The organism is Enterococcus sp. DIV1937 (genome assembly GCF_050535975.1).
GTDB lineage: Bacteria > Bacillota > Bacilli > Lactobacillales > Enterococcaceae > Enterococcus > Enterococcus faecalis.
In genome coordinates, this window is the sequence record NZ_CP172909.1 from 1,707,230 (window position 1) to 1,729,732 (window position 22,503).

The 22,503-nt window shown below is 37.1% G+C and carries 19 protein-coding genes, 1 tRNA gene and 2 other annotated features; of the genes, 6 read left to right on the top strand and 14 right to left on the bottom strand.

The features are described from left to right. Nucleotides 1-89: 89 nt before the first annotated feature. The 3 genes from IGL13_RS08275 to IGL13_RS08285 form a co-directional block, all read right to left on the bottom strand. A complete protein-coding gene (locus IGL13_RS08275; RefSeq protein WP_002356959.1) occupies nt 90-434 on the bottom strand; it encodes a DUF1831 domain-containing protein in 345 nt (114 codons plus the stop codon). Nucleotides 435-501: 67 nt separating this feature from the next. After that, entirely contained in the window at nt 502-1,647 is a 1,146-nt protein-coding gene (locus IGL13_RS08280) for a cysteine desulfurase family protein (protein ID WP_002378485.1), read from the bottom strand. A gap of 156 nt (nt 1,648-1,803) precedes the next feature. Continuing rightward, a complete protein-coding gene (locus IGL13_RS08285) occupies nt 1,804-2,778 on the bottom strand; it encodes a ribose-phosphate diphosphokinase (protein WP_002362076.1) in 975 nt (324 codons plus the stop codon). A gap of 212 nt (nt 2,779-2,990) precedes the next feature. On the opposite strand from IGL13_RS08285, the gene IGL13_RS08290 reads away from it, so the two are divergent. Genes IGL13_RS08290 through IGL13_RS08300 form a run of 3 tightly spaced genes read left to right on the top strand, consistent with a single transcriptional unit; the run spans nt 2,991 to nt 5,519 of the window. Next, nucleotides 2,991-3,740, top strand: coding sequence for a metal ABC transporter ATP-binding protein (locus IGL13_RS08290; RefSeq protein WP_002356956.1), 750 nt, complete (start codon nt 2,991-2,993; stop codon nt 3,738-3,740). Beyond that, nucleotides 3,737-4,606: a metal ABC transporter permease gene (locus tag IGL13_RS08295; RefSeq protein WP_002364373.1), complete on the top strand. Its 870-nt coding sequence runs from the start codon at nt 3,737-3,739 to the stop codon at nt 4,604-4,606. Before IGL13_RS08290 ends, IGL13_RS08295 begins: the two co-directional genes overlap by 4 nt. Beyond that, on the top strand, nt 4,593-5,519 hold the full coding sequence (locus tag IGL13_RS08300; protein WP_002360002.1) for a metal ABC transporter substrate-binding protein: 927 nt from the start codon (nt 4,593-4,595) through the stop codon (nt 5,517-5,519). The genes IGL13_RS08295 and IGL13_RS08300 overlap by 14 nt, the downstream gene beginning before the upstream one ends. A gap of 54 nt (nt 5,520-5,573) precedes the next feature. On the opposite strand, the gene IGL13_RS08305 is transcribed toward IGL13_RS08300, so the two are convergent. From IGL13_RS08305 to IGL13_RS08325, 5 genes are all read right to left on the bottom strand, one after another. Continuing rightward, nucleotides 5,574-7,112, bottom strand: a complete 1,539-nt coding sequence (locus IGL13_RS08305) for an ABC-F family ATP-binding cassette domain-containing protein (RefSeq protein WP_002362078.1) — start codon at nt 7,110-7,112, stop codon at nt 5,574-5,576. 369 nt (nt 7,113-7,481) lie between these two features. Then, nucleotides 7,482-8,675, bottom strand: coding sequence for an amidohydrolase (locus IGL13_RS08310; RefSeq protein ID WP_002378487.1), 1,194 nt, complete (start codon nt 8,673-8,675; stop codon nt 7,482-7,484). Between the two features lie 14 nt (nt 8,676-8,689). Next, nucleotides 8,690-9,523: a MetQ/NlpA family ABC transporter substrate-binding protein gene (locus IGL13_RS08315; protein WP_002366917.1), complete on the bottom strand. Its 834-nt coding sequence runs from the start codon at nt 9,521-9,523 to the stop codon at nt 8,690-8,692. Nucleotides 9,524-9,542: 19 nt separating this feature from the next. Further along, a complete protein-coding gene (locus tag IGL13_RS08320) occupies nt 9,543-10,223 on the bottom strand; it encodes a methionine ABC transporter permease (RefSeq protein ID WP_002359998.1) in 681 nt (226 codons plus the stop codon). A gap of 18 nt (nt 10,224-10,241) precedes the next feature. After that, nucleotides 10,242-11,312, bottom strand: a complete 1,071-nt coding sequence (locus IGL13_RS08325; RefSeq protein ID WP_002378488.1) for a methionine ABC transporter ATP-binding protein — start codon at nt 11,310-11,312, stop codon at nt 10,242-10,244. An 85-nt stretch (nt 11,313-11,397) separates the two neighbouring features. After that, nucleotides 11,398-11,648: a binding site (T-box leader), on the bottom strand. Between the two features lie 321 nt (nt 11,649-11,969). Then, nucleotides 11,970-12,215 (bottom strand) — a binding site (T-box leader). A gap of 263 nt (nt 12,216-12,478) precedes the next feature. Between IGL13_RS08325 and IGL13_RS08330 the strand changes: the two genes are divergently transcribed. The 3 genes from IGL13_RS08330 (at nt 12,479) to IGL13_RS08340 (ending at nt 14,592) form a co-directional block, all read left to right on the top strand. Next, nucleotides 12,479-12,551: transfer RNA gene (locus IGL13_RS08330), tRNA-Thr, on the top strand. Nucleotides 12,552-12,708: 157 nt separating this feature from the next. Continuing rightward, nucleotides 12,709-14,199 carry a glucosyltransferase domain-containing protein gene (locus tag IGL13_RS08335; protein ID WP_002401817.1) on the top strand — a complete coding sequence of 497 codons (1,491 nt, stop codon included), beginning with the start codon at nt 12,709-12,711 and terminating at the stop codon, nt 14,197-14,199. A gap of 213 nt (nt 14,200-14,412) precedes the next feature. Next, nucleotides 14,413-14,592 (top strand): hypothetical protein, encoded by a 180-nt coding sequence (locus IGL13_RS08340; RefSeq protein ID WP_002401818.1) that lies wholly within the window; start codon nt 14,413-14,415, stop codon nt 14,590-14,592. 87 nt (nt 14,593-14,679) lie between these two features. On the opposite strand, the gene IGL13_RS08345 is transcribed toward IGL13_RS08340, so the two are convergent. The 6 genes from IGL13_RS08345 to IGL13_RS08370 all read right to left on the bottom strand — a co-directional run bounded on the left by IGL13_RS08345 (nt 14,680) and on the right by IGL13_RS08370 (nt 22,495). Next, nucleotides 14,680-15,645: a hypothetical protein gene (locus IGL13_RS08345; RefSeq protein WP_002378492.1), complete on the bottom strand. Its 966-nt coding sequence runs from the start codon at nt 15,643-15,645 to the stop codon at nt 14,680-14,682. Between the two features lie 175 nt (nt 15,646-15,820). Then, nucleotides 15,821-16,111 carry a hypothetical protein gene (locus IGL13_RS08350; protein ID WP_002356942.1) on the bottom strand — a complete coding sequence of 97 codons (291 nt, stop codon included), beginning with the start codon at nt 16,109-16,111 and terminating at the stop codon, nt 15,821-15,823. 47 nt (nt 16,112-16,158) lie between these two features. After that, nucleotides 16,159-17,397, bottom strand: a complete 1,239-nt coding sequence (locus tag IGL13_RS08355) for an aminoacyltransferase (RefSeq protein WP_002359935.1) — start codon at nt 17,395-17,397, stop codon at nt 16,159-16,161. Nucleotides 17,398-17,707: 310 nt separating this feature from the next. Further along, complete coding sequence (gene glmS / locus IGL13_RS08360; RefSeq protein ID WP_002356940.1) at nt 17,708-19,516, bottom strand: glutamine--fructose-6-phosphate transaminase (isomerizing); 1,809 nt, start codon at nt 19,514-19,516, stop codon at nt 17,708-17,710. Nucleotides 19,517-19,958: 442 nt separating this feature from the next. Next, on the bottom strand, nt 19,959-20,792 hold the full coding sequence (locus IGL13_RS08365) for an energy-coupling factor transporter transmembrane component T family protein (RefSeq protein ID WP_002359933.1): 834 nt from the start codon (nt 20,790-20,792) through the stop codon (nt 19,959-19,961). After that, a complete protein-coding gene (locus tag IGL13_RS08370; RefSeq protein ID WP_002378495.1) occupies nt 20,789-22,495 on the bottom strand; it encodes an ABC transporter ATP-binding protein in 1,707 nt (568 codons plus the stop codon). The genes IGL13_RS08365 and IGL13_RS08370 overlap by 4 nt, the downstream gene beginning before the upstream one ends. Nucleotides 22,496-22,503: the final 8 nt, after the last annotated feature.

Below are 22,503 nucleotides of genomic sequence, written 5' to 3' on the forward strand. Positions count from 1 at the left end.
AAGACACAGCCAACAAGCTGTTGCTTTCAAATAAACAGAAAACCTGAAGGAACAAGCTACTTTCACTTGTTTCTTCAGGTTTCTCTAAATTATTCTACTTTCTCTAATACACCACGGCTAATTAAGCCATCCATTAAGAAAAAGTATTTTTCTTTACTCATTTCATGTTGTTCATTCTTGAAAATATTCATTGGTTTTAAACCATTTGCCGTTGTAATGGACATTTTCAACTCTTTTAGATCAGCAGTGATCGTAATTTTCAATTTGAAGCCTTCATTTCTCTGAGGCGTTGGATCTAAGGAACGAATCAATTGAAAGTTCCCTGATTTTGTTTCAGTAAAGCCGTTATCTTTTAATGTATAGCGTTTTGCACTAGGATGTACTTTGTAAAAAACTGTTGAGCCTTCAACAGCAGCCGTTGTTGTAAATGCCATGGGTTCCACCTCGTTATTTTCATTGTTATCTTCATTATAGCGAAAACCTGTAGCTGCCGCAATCAGATTATTTTTTCAATTGTTGAATCACTGCAACTAGTACTTCAGAAAAAGTCGCAATTTCTTCTGGTGTGTTCCCGTAGCCAAAACTAATCCGGATTGATTCTTTAATAGCTGAGGAATTTTCTCCATACATCGCTGTCAACACGTGCGAAGGATCCACAGTTCCCGCTGTACAAGCCGAGCCTGTTGAAATCGCAATACCTCTTAAGTCCAAATGCATTAAGAGCAAATCACTGGGAATTCCTTTTAAATGAAGATTTAAAACATGCGCTAAACGATTGGTGGGTTCACCATTAATTGAAAAATCAATATTGGCTTCTTCTAACGCTTTTAAAATAATCGTTTGAAAACTTTGATAGGCTGTTTTTCTTGCTTGCTTTTCTGCAGAAGTTAGTAATGAAACGGCAGTACCCATGCCAATAATTCCAGCTAAGTTTTCCGTGCCCGCACGTCGTTTTTCTTCTTGTTCCCCACCATGTAAAAGAGGTGGTAATTGGATTGCATCGCTTTTAAATAAAAAACCTACGCCTTTTGGACCATTGATTTTATGAGCGGAAATACTTAATAAGTCGATCCCTAATTCATGAGGTAAAATGACTTCACTTCCATAAGCTTGGACGGCATCTGTATGAAAAATCGCCGAATGATTTTTAAGAATTGCACCAACTTCAGCAATCGGTAATCGATTTCCAATTTCATTATTGCCATACATCATTGAAACCAAGATCGTTTCTTCGCGTAAAGACTTTTTGAATTGATCCATTGAAATCTGACCATTTTCATTCACAGGTAAGTAAGTCACTTCAAAGCCTAACGTTTCTAAGTATTCCATCGTTCGTAACACAGCGGGATGTTCAATTGCCGTAGTAATAATATGTTTTCCTTCCTTTTGACGAGAAAAAGCAACTGCCAAGATGGCTGTGTTATCCCCTTCTGTGCCACCACTATTAAAAATAATCTCGTGGGGTTTGGCTTGTAAGCTCTCGGCAATCATTTGACGCACTTCTTCCAGAAGACCGTGTGCCTTTCGTCCAAACTGATGAATACTTGATGGATTGCCAAAAGTCGTTTGCATATTTTCAGTCATCGCTTGAATGACCGTTGGATGAAGCGGTGTTGTTGCCGCATGATCTAAATAAATGGGTTCCAAATGACTCGTCCCTTTCCTTATGTTCTGGCGTTATTCTAGCATAAAAAGCTTAAAACACAAAATCAGAATACTTTCTCTTCTATTTATAAAAGAGATAAGAAAAATAGGCCCAACACTATTAAAGTTGTTAGACCTATTTCTAGTTTAAGGAATCACTTATTCTCCTTTTGGTTCTAAACGGAATAATGGACTCATTGGTTTATTTTCATGAATACGAAGTAACGCTTCCCCCATTAACTCAGCGCAAGAAATAATATTCAAGGTTGCTGGTTGGCGGTCTGCTGTCGTATAAACAGAGTCAGTAATACTAATTTCCTTAATTGGCGCATTTTCTAAGGTTGCTTTTGCGCCTTCTGATAACAAACCATGCGAGGCGCAAGCATACACTTCTTGCGCACCATTTTTCATTAAAACTTCCGCCGCTGTGGCTAACGTTTGACCAGTATTCAAAATGTCATCAACAAGAATACATTTTTTCCCAGCGACATTCCCAATAACGTAACCTTCTTGGCGCACCCCATCAATCTCTTCATGGTCGACAATTGCTAAGGTCGCATCTAAGTACTCCGATAAACTACGTGCGCGTTGAACGCCACTGTTTTTAGGCGAAACAATCACAATTTCTTCCCCTACTAATGCTTGTTGACGATAATAATGAGCGAACAAAGGCATTGTAAATAAATTATCTACTGGGATATCAAAAAATCCTTGGACTTGAACAGTATGCAAGTCTAATGTTAACAAACGTGTTGCGCCTGCCTCTACTAACATATTAGCAACTAATTTCGCAGTAATGGGTTCTCTTGGTTTCGCTGTGCGGTCTTGGCGAGCATAACCATAGTAAGGCAAAATAACATTAATTGTTTTTGCGCTAGCACGTTTTAATGCATCAATTAAAATAAGCAATTCCATCAAATGATCATTTACAGGAGCATTCGTTGCTTGGATGATGTAGACATGATCGCCACGAATACTTTCTTCAATATTAATTTGAATTTCGCCATCACTAAATTGGCGCACGGTGCTTTTTCCTAATTCTGTTCCTACTGATGCTGCGATTTTTTCAGCAAGTGGTCGATTTGCATTTAAACTGAAGATGCGTAAGGTGTCATCTTGATAGTTTTCGGTCATGATATCCTCCGTCAATATAAAATAATAGTCGTTTTCATTCATATTCTACCATTTTTTGTCATAAAAATCATGGGATCCTCCTTAATTTATTGAAAGAAACGGTTTTCTTTGTGAAAAAAGCGCTTGTATTTAGGCGTGCCTAAAAATTATTTGCATTTTCTTAAACTATCCCTTATACTGATTTTAAGGCAAACCTAAAAAGGAGGAATTTCATGAGAAAAAGCTTTAACTTAGCTGTTCAAGCGTTAACCGTTCAATATCAAGGACGGACCGCTTTAAATAATATCCACGTTACTATTCCCTCCGGTAAAATTACTGGAATTATCGGACCAAATGGTGCTGGAAAGTCAACATTTATTAAAGGGTTATTAGGCTTGATTAAAACAAAGGAACGTAATGTTTTGTTAAATAATCAAGCGATTGACCAACAAAAAACAACCATTGCCTATGTAGAACAACGTAGCGCCTTGGATCTTAGTTTCCCAATTAGCGTTTTTGAAACGGTCTTGCTAGGAACCTATCCAAACTTGGGACTATTAAAACGCCCAGGAAAGAAAGAAAAGCAAGCAGCCATGGCTGCATTAAAAATGGTGCAATTAGAAGACTATGCGCAACGCCAGATTGGCGAACTTTCTGGTGGCCAATTACAACGTGTGTTTATCGCCCGTGTTTTGGCCCAAGGTGCTGAGGTGATTTTTTTAGATGAACCTTTCGTCGGCATTGATATGTCTAGTGAAAAAGTGATTATGGATATTCTTAAATCATTAAAAAATCAAGGTAAAATGATTATCATTGTTCACCATGATTTGCACAAAGTGTCCCACTATTTTGATGAATTAATCGTTTTGAAAAACCGGCTAATTGCTGCGGGTCCTGTTGAACAAACATTTACTGCAGAAACGCTCCAAGAAGCATACGGTGATTTGTTAGGTGATTTATTAATACAGGGGGTTGCAAAATGATTGCTGCATTTATTGATGGTTTATTCCGTTATCAATTTTTACAAAATGCCCTTTTGACGTCTATAATTGTCGGACTCATTTCAGGGGTAATTGGTTCATTCATTATTTTACGTGGGATGTCTTTGATGGGTGATGCGATTTCACATGCTGTTTTACCAGGGGTCGCTGTTTCTTATATGTTTGGTTTCAATTATATTTTTGGCGCTTCTATTTTTGGCTTATTAGCTGCATTATCGATTGGCTTTATTACCCAAAAAAGTCCACTAAAAAATGATACTGCCATTGGTGTTGTCTTTAGTTCTTTTTTTGCTTTAGGGATTATTTTTATCTCTTTTGCAAAAAGTTCCACCGATTTATATCATATTCTGTTTGGAAATGTATTAGCGGTCGCAGATACCGATATTTTAATTACTTGTGTCGTCGGTGTGATTGTTTTGATTTTTGTGGCATTGTTTTATAAAGAGTTGCAACTCACTTCTTTTGATCCCACAATGGCTCAGGCCTACGGTTTAAATATTCAATTTTTCCACTATGCATTGATGTTTTTACTAACATTAGTCGCTGTTTCTTCTTTGCAAACCGTCGGAACTATTTTAGTCATTGCCATGCTGATTACACCAGCGGCAACAGCTTATCTATTAACAAATCACTTACCAACAATGATTGGCTTAGCCTCTACTTTTGGGATTTTAAGTTCAGTGATTGGCCTATTCTTCAGTTATTCTTATAACTTAGCTTCTGGTGCGACGATTGTTTTAACCGCCGCCTTATTCTTTTTATTGGCTTTCTTTTTCTCACCAAAGAAAGGCCTAGTATTTGTAAACCGTGAGAAAGAAATGGAGGAATCAACGAATGAAAAAATTTAGTTTATTTTTTTTAACACTTTTAGCAGGGTTAACGTTAGCTGCTTGCGGGAATCAAGCCGCTGAAAAGAAAGAAAAATTAGCAATTGTGACAACGAACTCGATCTTATCCGATTTAGTGAAAAATGTTGGGGAAGACAAAATTGAGCTGCATAGTATTGTGCCAATTGGGACAGACCCTCACGAATATGAACCGTTACCAGAAGACATTGCGAAAGCTTCTGAAGCGGACATTTTATTCTTTAACGGCTTGAACTTAGAAACAGGCGGAAATGGCTGGTTTAACAAATTAATGAAAACGGCCAAAAAAGTTGAGAATAAAGATTACTTTTCTACAAGCAAAAATGTTACGCCACAATATTTAACAAGTGCCGGTCAAGAACAAACAGAAGATCCACATGCTTGGTTAGACATTGAAAATGGCATTAAATATGTAGAAAACATTCGTGACGTGTTAGTAGAAAAAGATCCAAAAAATAAAGATTTCTATACAGAAAACGCGAAAAATTATACCGAAAAACTTAGCAAACTACATGAGGAAGCCAAAGCTAAATTTGCTGATATTCCTGATGATAAAAAATTATTAGTTACAAGTGAAGGTGCCTTTAAATATTTCTCCAAAGCTTATGATTTAAATGCCGCTTATATTTGGGAAATTAACACAGAAAGTCAAGGAACACCTGAACAAATGACCACGATTATTGATACCATTAAGAAATCAAAAGCACCTGTGTTATTTGTTGAAACCAGTGTCGATAAACGTAGTATGGAACGGGTCTCAAAAGAAGTGAAACGACCAATTTACGATACACTTTTCACAGACTCTCTTGCCAAAGAAGGAACAGAAGGCGATACGTACTACAGCATGATGAACTGGAATTTAACAAAAATCCATGATGGCTTAATGAGTAAATAAATAATAAAGAAGAAAGAACCAAGTTGACTCCCCCTCAACTTGGTTCTTTCTTCTTTATTTAACTAATTCCTCAATATCAATTACTCGATCCACAATTTCCTCATAAAAATCTGCTTCATGGGAAACCAGAAAAACCGTTCCTGGGTAAACGTGAATTGCTTCTTGTAAACTTTTTTTGGCCGCTTCATCAATATGATTGGTTGGCTCATCTAAAAATAACAAATTACTAGTTTGCATCATTAGTTCCGCTAGTTTTACTTTTGTTTGCTCACCACCACTTAACAGGGCTAACGACTGCATTGCTAACTTATCTGGTAAACCTGCTCTAGCCAAATGACTTCTTCGCTCTTTAATCGTTGTATCTGGAAAACGATCTGATAAATAGTCTAGCGGCGTTAACTGCTCATTAGGCCACGCTAAGTCTTGGGTAAAATAAGCAATTTTTGTATTCAGCGGATAATGAAATTCTCCATCTAATGAAGGAATCACTTTCGTCAACGTTTTAATTAATGTTGATTTGCCAATCCCATTGAAACCTTTCAATGCGACTTTTTCACCGACATGAACCATTAAATCTAACGGTTCTAACAAAGGTTCCCGATAGCCGACAACTAACTTCTGGGTCGTTAGTGCTTGCGTTGCAACTAACCCTTGATAAGGAAATTCAATCGCTGGCTTAGTCAAGGAACCTGGCGGAGTCAATCGTTCTAACCGGTCCAATTGTTTTTGTCGACTTTTAGCCATCGTTGCTCGATTTCCAGCTTTGTATTTACGAATATAGGCTTCCATTTTTTCAATTTTTTCTTGTTGGGCCTGATACTGTTTCAAATAGGTTTGTTTATTCTGCTCTTTTTGTGCAAAAGATTTTTCTACATTTCCAGTATATTTGGTTAACTTGCCAAACTCAATGTCTGCGATGCAATTCGTCACTTCATTTAAAAATTGATAATCATGGGAGACTAATAGAAAGCTTCCTTCAAAATTATTCAGATAGCGAACAAGCCATTGAATATGTGTATCATCTAAATAGTTGGTGGGTTCATCTAAAAGTAACACATCAGGGGCCTCTAACAATAATTTTGCTAAAATCACTTTTGAACGTTGACCACCGCTTAGCTCCCCTAACTTTTTATCCAAACCAATTGCTTGTAGTCCTAACCCATTGGCTAAATCCTGAATAATCGTGTCGATTTGGTAAAAATTACTTTCATCTAAGTCTGTTTGTAACTTGCCTGCTTGTTCTAAAAGTTTTTCCGAAGCCGTTTGACTGTATTCTTCATAAAGTTTTGTCAGTTTCGCTTCTTTATCAAAAAGTTCTTGAAAGGCTTGTTTCAAAAAATCAACCATCGTTAGTGATTGTTCTACAGAAACATGCTGATCCAAGTACCCAATCTTGCAATTTTTTTGCCACTGAATCGTTCCTTCGTCTGGCAATACTTCCCCCGTTAAAATTTTAATTAAGGTGGATTTGCCGACACCATTTTGGCCAGTTAAGCCTAAATGATCCCCTTTATTCACTTGCAATGAAGCCTCTTCATACAAGACCTTTTCGCCAAACCGATGCGTTAAATGTTCAATAGTTAAAATACTCATTTTCGTCACTTCTTTCTTGTTAACTGATTATTTTGGGACAACAAAAAAAGAACCACGTCTGCACGTCGTCCATCCTGACAGAAATCCCGACAACCGCTTGTACGTACACTCAAATAAGACTAGCTTTTCTAGTCAAAAAATGTGCTATCAAGCGATGAAGAAATTAATTGCTCGGCTCCACAACAGTGCTTCATCTGTTCTTAAACTATCGGGAGCTACTTTTCTTGTTAATTTATCAGTTAAAACAAAAAACATGTGAATCACCTTTCTTATGCTTGTATTCTACCATAGAATGACAAGAAAGCAAGCCACGTTGGTTTATAACGAAAGGAGCCCACAAACCATCATTTTGTCGGCTCCCTATCCCTGTTATTCTGATAAATAATTTAATGCATAGCGTATGTGGTACTCTGCTGCTAAAAGTAAGGCACGTTCATCAATATCAAATTGTTCATGATGGTGTCCAAAATGAGTAGCAGGATTTTCAGGGTTTCGTGAACCGACCCGTCCATAGATACCAGGAATTACCGCTAAGTAATCAGCAAAATCATCCGCCCCTAAACTTTTAGGATGATCGGTCACAACATTTTCAAAACCAACAATTTCACTGGCTACCTGCTGTGCACGGTTGGTTGCTTGTTCTTCATTAATTAATGGATTCGCTGCCGCATAAACAGAAAAATCAGCAATTTCTGTGCGATGAGACTGGGCAATTTCATGGGCAATTTCTTCGACTCGTTGTAAAACAAATTGGCGCGTTTCCTGACTAAATGTTCGAACAGTACCTTCAATGGTTGCCTGGTTTGCTACAATATTATAGCGTGTTCCTGCTTGTAAAACGCCAATTCCTACTACGACAGAATCTAAAGGATCAATCTCGCGCGCTACAATTTTTTGTAATTCCACAACGATACTGGCCGCTGCTAAAACAGCATCTCGGCCATTCTGTGGTTGGGCGACGTGACTACTTTGACCACTGACTTCAATTTTAAAAATATCACAAGAGGCGTTGGTGGCGCCTTTGGTAGCGACTAATTTTCCGACCGGCACACTGGAATCTAAATGAATCCCAAACACTTGGTCGATTGCTTCTAAATAATTTCCTTCCACAAATTGTCGAGCGCCTGCACCAATTTCTTCAGCTGGCTGGAAGGCCAGTTTAACCGTTCCTGAAAAGGTATTCTGATGTTTTTTGAGCACTTTAGCTGCACCTAGCAATGCTGCAGCATGACCATCGTGTCCACAAGCATGATTGAGTCCTGGATTTTTAGAAGCATAGGCAGCGCCTGTTGCATCTGGTAATTCCAACGCATCAATATCTGCACGTAACAAAATCGTTTTGCCAGCGCCAAGACCTCCTTCAATGGTTGCTAAAACACCCGTTTCCCCTACTTCTACAAAAGGAATAGCTAAGGCTAGTAGTTCTTCTTTAATTCGCTTAATCGTTTCATATTCTTTTAAACTTGCTTCAGGGTATTGATGAAAATGACGTCTTAAATGGATTATCCATTCCTTTTCTGTAGCAATAGCTTCTTGGATTGTTTGAATCGTTGTTGTACTCATTATAAATGCCTCCTTTATTTTTTACCAAATGTTTCCCAGGCTGGAACATTGGCGCCTTTTGATGTTTCTGCAATGACCTTTTTCGTTTCTTCTTGTTGATATTCTTCTACAACTTTTTGATAAAGTTTATTCTCTTGATCTTCTTCTCGGGCCACGACAATGTTCACATAAGGTTTCGCTTTTTCGTTTACAGGTTCTAAGAAAATAGCATCTTTATCTGGTGTATACCCAGCATCGACAGCCATGCCGCTATTAATCACTGAAGCATCGACATCTTGTAAAGCGCGCGCTGTTTGCGTAGCATCTAATTCAGTTATTTTCAATTGGCGTTTATTTTCAGTAATATCACTGACAGTCGGTAGTTGCTGTTTCGCAGGATCTACTTTTATCAGTCCTGCAGTTTGTAATAAAATTAACGCCCGCCCGCCATTCGTTGGGTCATTAGGAATAGCAATTTCTCCGCCGTCTTTAATTTTCGTGATATCTTTCAATTTATTAGCGTAAATCCCCAATGGTGCATTGACTGTATTGCCAATTGATACTAATTTCGTCCCATGTTCTTTATTGTAATTGTCTAAAAAGATTTGATGCTGAAAGGCATTTAAATCAATTTCTTTTTCTGCTAATGCTGCATTTGGTTGCGTATAGTCTGTAAATTCTACCAATTGTAGATCAATATTTTTCTTTTTCAAACGGTCTTTGACCGATTCCCATTCATCATTTTTTGTTCCTACAACCCCTAGTTTAACGGTTTCTGTCTTAGTATCCTTCGCAGACCCCGATGCACAACCTGCAATCGTAAAAGCTAATACCCCAATAAGTCCAATTAATTTACTAAATTTTTTCATTTGTTATTTCTCCTTTTTTCTAATGTGATGTTTTTTTGATTAATTGATTACTAATGGCTTGACTGATAAATACCATAATTAAAATAATTAACGTGGCCATAAATGTCACATCGGTTTGAAACCGATTGTATCCTCGAGTAATCGCTAAGTTGCCCAGACCACCGGCTCCAATCGCTCCTGCCATGGCTGTTAATCCAATCAAATTAATAATTGTCACTGCTGAAACACGAATAATACTTGGTAACCCTTCAATTAAATAAACCCGAAAAATAATCCCTAAGGGACTCGTCCCCATTGCTTCTGCCGCTTCAATAACGCCAGGATCCACTTCTAATAACGCATTTTCAATTTGGCGCGCGAAGAACGGAATTACGCCAATAACTAATGGGACTAACGCTGCGGTTGTACCAATTGTCGTTCCTGCCAAAATTCGTGTTAATGGTTGAATCAGTGCGAGCATAATAATGAAAGGAATAGAGCGGCAAACATTAATAATTTTTTCTAAGACACTATACAGGGGTGGATTTTTCAAAACACCACTGGGGCCAGTACTGACAAGCACGACACCCAACAAGACTCCTAACACACCAGCAATCAATGCTGTCCAAAAAACCATGTATAATGTTTCCCATGTACTTTGAAGAAACTCTTGTTTTAATTGGACAACATTCGGAAAATATTTCTCAAATAATTGATACATTCTCAGTTCACTCCTTTTTTAAATCACCTGTAAATTCTGCTTTTGCTTCGTTTGCTGATAGGTTTTCAAAACATTGGTTCGCACGCCTTGTTTCGCTAAATAAGTAAGGGCTTGTTGACGCTGGGCCTCATCACCAGAAAGCACCACAATTAAATGGCCAATAGGAACATTTTGAACAATTTCGACATTGCCGTAAAGGATATTCGTATACACCTGATATTGGCTATACAATTGTGCAATTAATGGCTCATTCGTTTGATCCCCCACATAAGAAAATTCAATTAATTCTTGATTTTTATCTAAATCAGCTAATTTAGGATGTTCAAGAATTGTTGTTAATGCTTGGTCAATATGAGTTGCTGTCCGAATAAAATCTTTGGTTAAAGGTTGTTGGGGTTGACTAAAAATCGAAACAATATCGTTTGATTCGACAACGCAGCCATTTTCCATCACCGCGACTTTATTACAAATTTCTTTAACCACTTGCATTTCATGGGTGATTAAGACAATCGTCAAGTTCAGTTCTTGATTTAACTTTTTTAACAAAGCTAAAATCTGTCCCGTTGTTTTTGGATCTAACGCACTCGTCGCTTCATCACAAAGTAAAATTTCAGGATCATTTGCTAAAGCGCGGGCAATCGCAACCCGCTGTTTTTGCCCTCCTGATAGTTGACTGGGGTAAGCGTCCCGTTTTTCACTTAGTCCAACTAGCTCTAATAAATGGCTGATTTTTTGACGCCGTTCACTTTTACTTAGCCCAGAATATTTTAATGAAAAATCGATATTTCTAAATATAGTCCGCTCTTTCATCAAATTAAAATGTTGAAAAATCATTCCAATCTTTTTTCGTTGTTGTCGTAATTCCTTTTTAGAAAAAGTTAAAATATTTTCTTTGTTAATAATAACGGTGCCCGCTGTTGGTCGTTGCAATAAATTAATTACCCGTACTAGCGTACTTTTTCCAGCACCGGAATAACCAACAATTCCGTAGATATCCCCTTTATCAATTGTCAAAGACACATCTTGGACAGCCTGAATTTCTTGTTTTTTTTGTTGAAATGTCACACTGATATTTTTTAGTTCAATCATTCTTTATCCCCCTTCATTCTTACCAACCTGCATTTTTTCATAAAAAAGAAAAAAGCATCCTCAACGACACAACTCGAGTTGTATCGTTGAGGACGCTTTTTTGCGTGTTACCACCTCATGTTCAGAATTTGCTCACACAAATTCCCTTTTCAAGTACGGAACAACATGTTCGATACCCTAGCTCGATAACGGGAGCCCCCGTCGCCGCCTTGTGTTTAACACTCGGAGCGCTTGCTCAATAGCCATTTTCCAAAACGTCTTTGTTACCTATTCTCAGCTACCTAGGCTCTCTGTTAGACAAATCAAGTCTTGTACTTACTATATCACTGCTTTTTTATTTCTATTCATTTTAAACTGATTTTCATCTGTTTTCAAAATTAAACAGACTAGAGTTCCTACCCCTTCAGCATCGAGTAATCGCAGATAATAGCTGCTCTCTCTCTTTGCATCAGTCGTAGTGCTCAACAGGATTTGACTGTGGCGAGAATCGTAAGAACACTTTCGTGTAAATGACACAACTTGCCCTTCGAACAGCTTGTACTGTTCATCACTTACAAAGGCCATCCTGCGTCGAGTAACCGCAGACAGCATCTACTCTGTCGCTTCGCGCCAGTCGTAGTGATTCACAGCAAAAAGCCCTTCACTAGCGTTTTGCTAGTAAAGGGCGAATGATTCGCGGTACCACCTTTTTTCGAAATATAACTGATTCTTTATATCTCATCTCTTATCCAAGTCTTTATTAACTTGGTGCACATGGTAACGGGTGCTTAGCCGAAATTGCTTACTTATCAGCAATTTATTCTCAGAGGCCATCTTCAACTTTTCTGAACCTTGTCCCTTTTCACCAATCAGGACTCTCTTTTGAAGGTCATCAAAATTTACTCTTCTCTTCAACGAATGAATAGTTATCTGTGATGTTGATTTACACTTTACTAGAGAAAAAAGAGATTGTCAACAGTTTTTCTTAGAAAAAAATCATTTTTCTTTTTTTACGAAAGAGCAATTGACAAACTTTCGTCTATACGTTATTCTATTTCTTGTGCACGAGATTTGTACGATTTTTTAAAAGGAACTTTGACGATTACTCGTCGCAGTGTAGCCTTTGAAAATGAACTCTATGGGGTTCACTTCGTTGCAATCCTCGAGTTAGTTTAGCCTTTGAAAGTGCCGCCTTAGCTCAGTTGGTAGAGCACCACCATGGTAAGGTGGGGGTCGCCGGTTCAAGCCCGGCAGGTGGCTTTTTGGTAAAATCCCAACTCTTTAATAAAGAGTTGGGATTTTTTTGTTTTGCCTACCCTTAGTGTTCTGTCAAGATGAGAAAATAACAAAAGCAATTTCTTCATTCCACTCGTTATGGTATATTTTAATTGTTAAATAATTATTGGAGTGGAGTACAATGATGAAACAATTACCTACAGAATCAAAAAAATTTGATTTAAAGAATTGGTGTATTGAAAATAAAGCCTATCTTCTATTGATCATTTTAATTTATCAAGTGGCAGTTTTATCCATCGGCATTATCAATTTCCCTTACTTAGATGATAATGCTCGCCAAGTCGCTGGAATGACAGATTTTGGTACGACTTACGCACGTTGGGGCAGTGAATTTCTCTCATGGTTTGTTCAAGGAAGTCGTCATTTGACAGATCTGGGCTTGACCACACCGATTCTAACAGGTCTTATCTTATCTCTCACAAGCATACTGGCTATTTATATCATCAATGACCAAAAAATTAGCTGGGGTTCCTCTTTAGTAGCTACTTTAATTGGCCTCAATCCTTGGTTCCTTCAATGTCTTAGTTTCAGGTTTGATAGTCCCTATATGGCATTGAGTATTTTTTGTTCGTTTCTTCCTTTTTATTGGTGGCAGCGTAATTCTTTTACGTTTTTCTTGGTTTCTGCCTTTTCACTGTTTGTTATGTTTAATACTTACCAAGCCTCGTCAGGAATTTATATAGTTATCGTCTTATTCCTTACTTTCAAGCAGTTACTTGCTGGAGAAAATTTCATTGCTCTTTGTAAAAAAGTCGCACTTGCTGCTATCGCTTATCTACTTTCTATAGTCAGCTACCTTATCGAGTTAAAATTTGTACCTTCCGCAACAAACAACATTGGGGGCAGTCAGGCCTTACCAAGTTTGCACGATATTCCCAGTGTGGCTTATCAAAATAGTTACCATTATTTTTCAGAGCTATTGAACCAGAGTAATCGTTTATGGCTTTTATTACTGCTCCTACTGCTTGTTTTATTTTTTATTAGTCATCTATCAAATAGCAAAATCAACTTATGCTTAAGTTTCCTTTATTGTATCTTGTATTTAGGACTTGCTTCTCTCTTAAGTTTTGGTATTTTTATTGTCTATTCAAGGAATATCGCAGGTGATGCGCCTCGCTATATTTACGGATTTGCTGTTTTCGTTACAATCAGCATGTTAAGTTTATTTAACAATCGACAAGTGAAAGCAATTTATCTAACTTCGTTACTTGTGGCCAGCTTGTTATCTTATTATATTTTATCGTTTGTTTTGGTGTATTCTTCCACATTAAACTATCAAAAAGAAGCATTCAATCGCCAAGCAGCTGTTTTAACAGATGATTTAAAAAATGTTGTAACAAACGAACGAAAAAAAGTTTATTTAAATACGTTTTTCAAAAATTCAACTGTTTATGCTAATACAAGTCGAAACTACCCAATTCTTTCAAAAATTGTGCCACCAAATGACGGTCTATACTTCCCTAATTACGTTTGGTTCAATACTTCATCGAATTTAGGAGTAGAGATGGTACCACTGACCGATACGGATATGTCTAAAAATCAAAAAGTAGTAAGTAATCACTTTTATGACATTTATACAAACAACAAAGAAATATTTGTGTTTATGAAATAATTTGTTCCATCCAAAAACACTTCTTTTGCAATAAACGTGACTGTATGGTTTGATTAAGATGGATTAAGTATTCTTTTCGGGTACATTTATTACTTCCTGAAACTTGTTTATTTCCCATTTTTCTTATGAAGTAACAAAATTTTTGAGAAAAAACAGCTCGTTTTCTATGTTATGATAGAGAAGTGAAAATCACCAGAAAGGTTGTTGCGGACTATGAGAACTCGTCAGAAAAAATTATTTTTATTTTCAATTATTTTATGGTTAGTTGAATTTTTAATTACACGGATTTCTGATTCTTTTCCAGGAGCAACGCCATTGTTCGTTGTGATTTGCTTGATTCAAGGAATTCTTTTTACTTATTTCTGTCTTGCTTTTTTCTATTATCCGCAATAATCAGTCAAGAAAAGCAATTAGAGCAGATTCAGCAAATTTCTGAAACCGAAAAAATGGCACGTCCTCGCTTTTAGGACGTGCCATTTTTTAAAGCATTATTTGTGTAAATGCCGTTCGTATCGCCTGTTGAACTTTTTGAACAGCATCGATTTGATGGCCTTTTGCTTCAGTCAATTCTTTTTCAATATATTCAGGATAATAGGTTGCCAAATAACCCCAGACCCAGATAGTTGGATCTGAAATAACCGTTTCTGCTAATGGATACAAATAGGCAAGATGCAACCGAATTTCTTCTTCCAAATGCTGCAGCATAATTGGATCATCATTTTCTAAACGATTCCTAAGTTCAGTACAAATTTCGGAATAGATCGGCGTATTTAACGGTCCAGTTTTTCCTTCTAGTAAAACTGTCTGAGGCTGATTGTCATACCAAAGAAAAGTCAGTGGTTCTGAAAATTGCAACAGTGCTAATTCTTCAATGAACCATTCCCGAGCAAAATAACTAAGTGCTTGGTTCATAACTAAATCTTTTGCGACTTCCACAAATACTGGTTTAGGCAAATATAAACTGGTTTTAATGTTCGCTAATTGTTGATAAACGGGCAATTGATCGCTTACTAACAAGTTCCTTTTAATTGCTTGAATTTGCTGCGTTTCTAATTGTTGATACGCCTCTTCCACTTGCATTAATTGCTGTTCTAACGTTTTTTGTTGTGCTAGCGTTATTTTTTTAGTTTGAAGTAATTGCTTCAATAAAATATACCCTTCAATAAAGCGACGACTTTGACTATAAATTTGCATATAAATTGCCGCTGTTTCAAGGTTCTCAAAATAAGTCTCTTGGAACGCTTCTGCCAATGCTAGTGCTTCGTCAGCTTCACCCATTTCCAACAATAATTGGACAATTTTTTGGTTTACTGGCGGCGTTTGTTGTAGCTGATAGGCTTGTTGAAAATTTTCTAAAGCGGCGATCTGATTATGTTCTACAAGTGCTTCTTCTCCTTGTGCAATAAAACGTTCATAGTTTTTTGGAAATTCATGAATGGTACTCATATCTAACCTCCTTTATTTCTTATTTAAAGCAGATGAGCCTGGGACAAAAATCCCTTTGGATTTTTGCTCCAGGCTCAAAACCTGATAACCGGCGGGAACAGAACCAACACTACGCGTTGCTCGGAGCTATACACTTCTGTCCCGACCTCGATTTTAACTATTCAAACGGACTTTTTTAGTAAAGATTACGAATAATAATTGCCGTTTCTAGGTCGCCTTCAGCGTTCATCTTCTCCGCCTTTTCTTCTAAACTATACCCAGCAAAACTTTCGTTTGTTAAAACATCTGCTACTGTAAATTTAGCAACTTTTTCAATACTGACTGCATCTGGTGCTACTTCTTGCACGCTATCCCAGCCTGTATCAATAAAGACTTTTGTATCTTCTGTAATCGCTTCGTTTGCTTCTAACACCTGCATAATTTCTTTTAACTGTGCATACGTCATAACCTCGACTTGATTTTCCATTTAAACGCCTCACTTTGCCATTCCTTTTTTAGGATTGGGTTTTAATTTTAGACTTTTTCTTTAATTGTTTTTAATGCGTGATATAAGGCATATTTCATTGGTTTGGCTTTCCATTGGAAATTGCCCATTAATTCTTCGACATGACCACCAAAGGATTGTTTGAATTTAAGAACCCCATCACTTCCATCAAAGACACCGTCAACGCCATAAAAATTATATTTGGGAATGTTATTTTCTACTGTGTAAGTTAACATTTTATGTTGAATTAAATACGGTGCATAGTATTGTTTATATTTTTCATACGTACCACTAAACAAGTAAACAACTTCTTGTGGATGAACAATGAATAAGGCGCCTGCTAAAATTTCAGGTTCATCTGATGTTTTCATTTCTTTAGCTTCGTCAATCCGTTTGCGCACGGTACGAACTTCATCTTCAAATTCACGTTTCTGGTTATTTTTTTTACGGCTTTTAGGATTGGCAATTAACGCTTCATTGACTTCGTTGAGCGTCTCTTGTAATTTGCGTAATTTCTCATGAAGATTTTCTAAATAAGTAGCAAAGTTTAGTTCCGCCACCATAAATTTCGCTCGTTCGCCAAACTCTTCATAAACAGCTTGGTAATAAGCTAAATCCTTATCTTCAAAATTACGTCGTGCACTTGTTTCTTCCGTTAATTTCTTAAAGAGAGGTAACTCTTCGTAACGAAGTTCTCGGGTTGTTACTCCATATTCCCATGTTTTCTTGATGTCATATTTAGCATCTTTTCCATAAGATTTCCAAAGATCTTCTTCTGTTAATCCAGCCATATCTTTGACAAACAGCCAACGTGGCGCGCCATCAAAATTGTGCACATCAAACCCTTGGTGTTCAAAACCAATTGATGTGAAATAGTCAAATGTTTCTTGATTGACCTTTTCAACTTCACCGCCATTAAAATCACGTAAACAAATTTGTTTATTTGGAGTAAAGGTTAAATAAAGGCCATCATTTTTTTTCACATATTTTTTTAAGCCTGTGAAAAAGGCTTCTACACATTTTTTATCTGTATAATCCATCAAAATTCCGCCGTCAATGTCGAAAGCATAACCAATTTTGACTTTTTTCTTGCTTAGGATACACGCAGCAATTAGTTGCCCTTCTCGTTTGACGCCAACGTATTCACAATGCCAGCCACGTCGTTCCAATAAATGTTTCATTTCGGGTGTTTCTAAAAAGTTACCTGCAGGATGTGTCATTGCAAAGGTAGTAAATTCTTGTTCAGTTAATGTACTAAACTGATCCATATCAAACAACTCACAATCTTTTTTTGTTAAATAAATTAGCACTTTTCAGCTTAACCTACTTTTTGCTTTCTTTCAAACAAAGTTACCTCACTGGCTAATTCTTATTTTTCGGTTCTTATTAATTATATCTAATTTTGCTAAAATGCAAACAGTTTTCAACGGAAAAAAAGAATTTCTTTGGAATCTTTCATTTTTGACTGAATATCTTTCTTTTATAAAAAATATCTGAGACAAAAATCTAAAGTGATTTTTGTCTCAGATATTAAAACTCATGAAAACCCGTTGAACATCTTTCTCTCAGGTTCTTGATTTACTCAACAGTTACACTTTTGGCTAAGTTCCTTGGTTTATCAACATCGTAGCCTCTTTGTAAGGTTGCATAGTACGCTAATAATTGGCCTGGAACAATGCTAACTAAGGCAGAAAGTAACGGATGAACATCTGGAATAATCAGTTGGTCCTGTGGTTTTGCCAAGGATTCCAAAGCAATCACAATATTTCTTGCTCCACGACTTTCGACTTCCTTTAAATTGCCTCTTGTATGGGCTGCGACTTTGGCATCTGTCACAATCCCAATCACAGGTGTTCCTTCTTCAATTAAGGCAATCGTTCCATGCTTCAATTCACCTGCCGCAAAGCCTTCTGCTTGAATGTAGGAAATTTCTTTCAACTTCAAGGCCGCTTCCATCGACACATAATAGTCGACTCCTCGCCCGATATAGAAGGCATTTCGAGTATACGTCAGATAATCTTCCACTAAGGCTTTCATTTGTTGTTTTTCATCAATCAAGGTTTCCATGACAGCTGCTACCACGCTCAATTCGTGAGCCACATCAAATGAGACGGCTGCTAATGTTTGGCGTTCTTCACCAATTGCTTTTGCTAAAATAGCTAAGACAGCGATTTGAGCAGTATAAGCTTTGGTGGAAGCGACAGCAATTTCTGGTCCTGCGTGTAATAACAAGGTATCGTCCGCTTCACGTGATAATGTTGAGCCAGCAACATTTGTTAATGTAAGTGATGGATGCCCTAATTCATTAACCTGTACCAGTACTTGGCGACTATCTGCCGTTTCACCACTTTGACTTAAGAAAATGAAGAACGGTTTTTCAGATAAAATAGGCATGTTGTAGCCAAATTCGCTTGATAAATGAACTTCCACAGGAATACTGGCAATCGTTTCAATTAAAGATTTTCCGACCCAACCTGCATTATAACTTGTTCCACAAGCAATAATGTAAATTCGGTCACATTGATTAATTTTTTCAAGTAACGCCTCATCTAAAGTCACTTTTTCACCTTGAGTATACGCTTGAACAATTTTGCGCATCACTGCAGGTTGTTCATCAATTTCTTTGAGCATATAAAACGGATATGTTCCTTTTTCAATGTCATTTAAATCTAATTGCGCTTCAAAAGGTTCTCGGTTGATTACTTGTCCTTCTGGCGTTTCGATTACTACTTTGTCCGCTGTAACAGTTACAATTTCACCATCAACAATCTCAACAAATTGATTGGTTTCTTTAATCATCGCCATCGCATCACTACAAATAACATTAAAGCCTTCACCTAGACCGATAAGTAACGGGCTTTTATTTTTCGCTACGTAGATAGTATTGGGGTCCATTTTATCCATTAATGCAAAAGCGTATGAACCTTTAATTTCGGCTAAAGCCGCTTTAAAAGCATCTTTTGTTGAAAAACCATTTTCAGCAAAATGAGCAATTAATTGAACGACGATTTCAGTATCTGTATCACCAATTAAGTGAGCACCACTTAAAAATTGTTCTTTTAATTCTTCAAAGTTTTCAATGACACCATTATGCACTAATGCAAAGCGTTGATCGCTTGAAACATGGGGATGTGCATTGGCGACAGTTGGTTCGCCATGAGTGGCCCAACGAGTATGACCAATACCAACTGTTCCATCGATTTCTGGCGTTAATTTTGCTGCTAAATCGGCAATGCCCCCAACTGCCTTAACTACATGGGGCTGTTGGCTTTGATCATTCACACAAATCCCAGCAGAATCATAACCTCTATATTCCAATTTTGTTAATCCTTGAATCAAACTTTCCGTGACATTTTCTTTTCCAATCATTCCGACAATTCCACACATAATGCTAATTCCTACTTTCCAATTGAAATTCTGTATTTACTAGGTCCTGTTTAACTAGCAAATCCCATTATATGTTTCTACCTGCGTGATAACCGCTTTGTTCTAACTTCACAATTAGTTTTTCTTTGTTATCTGTAGAGTGCAGTCCCTAGAGCCACCCGCCGAATCTTCGATAAGCTCTCTCCTCGTCACCTGAACGTTCAGGTCTGGCGCTATCCGATATTGGTCTATATACCTCCTTTGTAAATATATTCCGTAGAAACATAAACAATCATACAATTAAAAGTAGGTGCTTGTCAACAAAAATCTAAAAACCGAAAATTGGTCTAGTTCTTTAAAGTTGCAAAAAAAGAATCTAGTACACTCATAGTAAGCGAAAGTACTAGATTCTTAATAATAAAAAAATATCCGTTCTATTTATAGAACCTTATCAATTTGTTATTTATTGGAATGGATTATAAAACCGGCCACCATTCACATGGAACAACCAGAAACTGATTCCTAATAAGCATAAGGCAAGTAACATTACCGAAAAATCACGCAGATGAAAAGGTTGTTGCGCATACCACGTTCGATTTTTCTTTTGACCAAAACGCCTTAATTCCATAGCGGTACTCACAGTTTCAATTCGATCTAAACTAGATAGGATTAAGGGTAAAACGATTTGTGCTACGCCTTTGATTCGTTGGCCTAACCGTCCCTTTTTAGACATCTCATAACCTCGCGCTTGTTGTGCTAAAGAAATATTAAAAAAATCTTCTTGGATATCGGGAATATAACGAATAGCCAGCGCTACTGCATAACTAATCCGATAACTCACACCAATTCGATTCAGGCTGGAGGCAAATTCACTAGGATTTGTTGTTAATAAAAAGATTAATGCCAACGGAATCGTACAGAAATATTTTAAAACTAAATTAAATTCATAAAATAATTCTTCTTGTGTCAAAGTAAACCGTCCGATTCCTTCCCAAATCACGGTACGTGATTGATATAAATCAACCCCATATTCAGGTGCAAAAAGGTAAACCGTTAAGATATTTAACAAAGAAAAAATAGCAATAAATTTAATAACAAAAGATATTTGATGCCATTTAATATTTGATAATTTTAACAAAACAAGCGAAACCACAGACATTCCTAACAGATAACGAGTATCATACGTGGTCATACAAGCCACAGAGACAACGATTAAAAAGACTAATTTGCTTGTGCCGTTTAAGCGATGAATCCAGGTTGAATCAGGATGATAGCCTAACATTTGTCGTTCACTCATCCAAAACGCACCTCACGATCGTAAGCAACAAATTTTTCCGTAAATAGCAAGGGATTTTCCAAGCCTAACGCTTTAGCAAAGGTAAACAAGCTTGTTTCTTTTAAAGAAGCTGCTTGAATTAATTTTTCATCTGTTAAAACAGCAACTGGAGTCGCATCTGCTAGTAAACGTCCATCACAAACTACTAACGCACGTGTTGTATATTCCAACATTAAGTGCATATCGTGAGTGATCATTAAAATAGTCACACCTAAGCGGTTCAATTCTTCTAAAAATGTCATCATTTCTGTATAATGTTTAAAATCTTGTCCAGCTGTTGGTTCATCTAAAATTAATAATTCAGGTTCTAAAACTAAGATTGATGCAATAGTTACCCGTTTTTTCTGCCCAAAACTCAACGCAGAAATCGGCCAGTTCCGGAAGGGATACAGCCCACAAATATGTAAAATATTCGTCACACGTTCCTCAATTTCTGCTTGTGGCACATCTCGTAAAACTAATCCTAAAGCTACTTCTTCAAAAATCATTTTTTTAGAAATCATTTGATTGGGATTTTGCATCACATAACCAATTTTATCTGCACGTTCTTTGATTGAATAATTGGAAAAATCCTGTCCTTCCCATAAAATCTTGCCCGATTGAGGCGTGATGAACCCGCAAATTATTTTAGAAAGCGTAGACTTCCCGGCACCATTTTTTCCTACAATGCTAATCATTTCTCCATGATGAATAGTTACTGAGAAGTCATCTAACACTTTTTCACCGTGACGATCATATTGATAGGACACTTGTTCCAAACGTAATAGTTCAGCTCCTTTGACTGCACTAACTGAACTAGGTTGGACAGACCACTGTGTCATTTTAGGCAAAACCATTTCGCCTGATACTTCGGCTAATTTGTCTAAATGACTAACTTGTGTTAAATCAATCCCAGCATATTTCATGGCTGTAACGTACAAAGGTTCACGAATCCCTTGTTGGGTCAACGTATCTTGACGTAACAATTCATCTGGTGTTGTGTCAGAAATAATTGCGCCCTCATTCATGACAATAATTCGATCAACTGATTCGCAAAGAACGTCCTCTAAGCGATGTTCTATTATTAAAACAGTCGCTTTTGTTTCTTGTTGAATGGTGTCAATCAAAGTCATTGTTTCTTGTCCCGCTCGAGGGTCAAGATTAGCCAAAGGTTCATCAAAAAGTAAAATTTTTGATTGGTTAATTAGAACGCCCGCCATAGATACACGTTGTTTTTGACCACCTGACAAATCTTGTGGACGGTGTTGCAATAACTGATTCAGCTCAACAATCTCGGACCATTTGTGGACCGCTTTTTTCATTTCTGCTTGTTCAACTGCATCGTTTTCTAAAGCAAAAGCAATATCCTCAGCAACCGTTAAACCGATAAACTGCCCATCGGTATCTTGCAAAACAGTTCCTACATCAAAAGACAAATCAAATAGACTTGTTTCTTGGATATTTTTACCAGCAACCGTAGCTGTTCCTTGAATCTCACCTTCATAAATATTGGGAATTAACCCGTTGATACATTGCGCCAATGTTGATTTACCACTACCACTAGGCCCAACGATTAAAACCTTTTCTCCTTCATAGATGGTTAATTGAATCCCCTTTAATGTCGGTTCAGATTGGCTATGATATTGAAAGGAAAAATTATTAAAAGTAATGATTGGTTTTTTCATTCGGCCTC

What these genes read in the sequence shown, in the direction of transcription:
- IGL13_RS08275 (WP_002356959.1), bottom strand. Translation starts at nt 434, where the DNA reads ATGGCATTTACAACAACGGCTGCTGTTGAAGGCTCAACAGTTTTTTAC.
- IGL13_RS08285 (WP_002362076.1), bottom strand. Translation starts at nt 2,778, where the DNA reads ATGACCGAAAACTATCAAGATGACACCTTACGCATCTTCAGTTTAAAT.
- IGL13_RS08290 (WP_002356956.1), top strand. Translation starts at nt 2,991, where the DNA reads ATGAGAAAAAGCTTTAACTTAGCTGTTCAAGCGTTAACCGTTCAATAT.
- IGL13_RS08295 (WP_002364373.1), top strand. Translation starts at nt 3,737, where the DNA reads ATGATTGCTGCATTTATTGATGGTTTATTCCGTTATCAATTTTTACAA.
- IGL13_RS08300 (WP_002360002.1), top strand. Translation starts at nt 4,593, where the DNA reads ATGAAAAAATTTAGTTTATTTTTTTTAACACTTTTAGCAGGGTTAACG.
- IGL13_RS08305 (WP_002362078.1), bottom strand. Translation starts at nt 7,112, where the DNA reads ATGAGTATTTTAACTATTGAACATTTAACGCATCGGTTTGGCGAAAAG.
- IGL13_RS08310 (WP_002378487.1), bottom strand. Translation starts at nt 8,675, where the DNA reads ATGAGTACAACAACGATTCAAACAATCCAAGAAGCTATTGCTACAGAA.
- IGL13_RS08315 (WP_002366917.1), bottom strand. Translation starts at nt 9,523, where the DNA reads ATGAAAAAATTTAGTAAATTAATTGGACTTATTGGGGTATTAGCTTTT.
- IGL13_RS08320 (WP_002359998.1), bottom strand. Translation starts at nt 10,223, where the DNA reads ATGTATCAATTATTTGAGAAATATTTTCCGAATGTTGTCCAATTAAAA.
- IGL13_RS08325 (WP_002378488.1), bottom strand. Translation starts at nt 11,312, where the DNA reads ATGATTGAACTAAAAAATATCAGTGTGACATTTCAACAAAAAAAACAA.
- IGL13_RS08335 (WP_002401817.1), top strand. Translation starts at nt 12,709, where the DNA reads ATGATGAAACAATTACCTACAGAATCAAAAAAATTTGATTTAAAGAAT.
- IGL13_RS08340 (WP_002401818.1), top strand. Translation starts at nt 14,413, where the DNA reads ATGAGAACTCGTCAGAAAAAATTATTTTTATTTTCAATTATTTTATGG.
- IGL13_RS08345 (WP_002378492.1), bottom strand. Translation starts at nt 15,645, where the DNA reads ATGAGTACCATTCATGAATTTCCAAAAAACTATGAACGTTTTATTGCA.
- IGL13_RS08350 (WP_002356942.1), bottom strand. Translation starts at nt 16,111, where the DNA reads ATGGAAAATCAAGTCGAGGTTATGACGTATGCACAGTTAAAAGAAATT.
- IGL13_RS08355 (WP_002359935.1), bottom strand. Translation starts at nt 17,397, where the DNA reads ATGGATCAGTTTAGTACATTAACTGAACAAGAATTTACTACCTTTGCA.
- glmS (WP_002356940.1), bottom strand. Translation starts at nt 19,516, where the DNA reads ATGTGTGGAATTGTCGGAATGATTGGAAAAGAAAATGTCACGGAAAGT.
- IGL13_RS08365 (WP_002359933.1), bottom strand. Translation starts at nt 20,792, where the DNA reads ATGAGTGAACGACAAATGTTAGGCTATCATCCTGATTCAACCTGGATT.
- IGL13_RS08370 (WP_002378495.1), bottom strand. Translation starts at nt 22,495, where the DNA reads ATGAAAAAACCAATCATTACTTTTAATAATTTTTCCTTTCAATATCAT.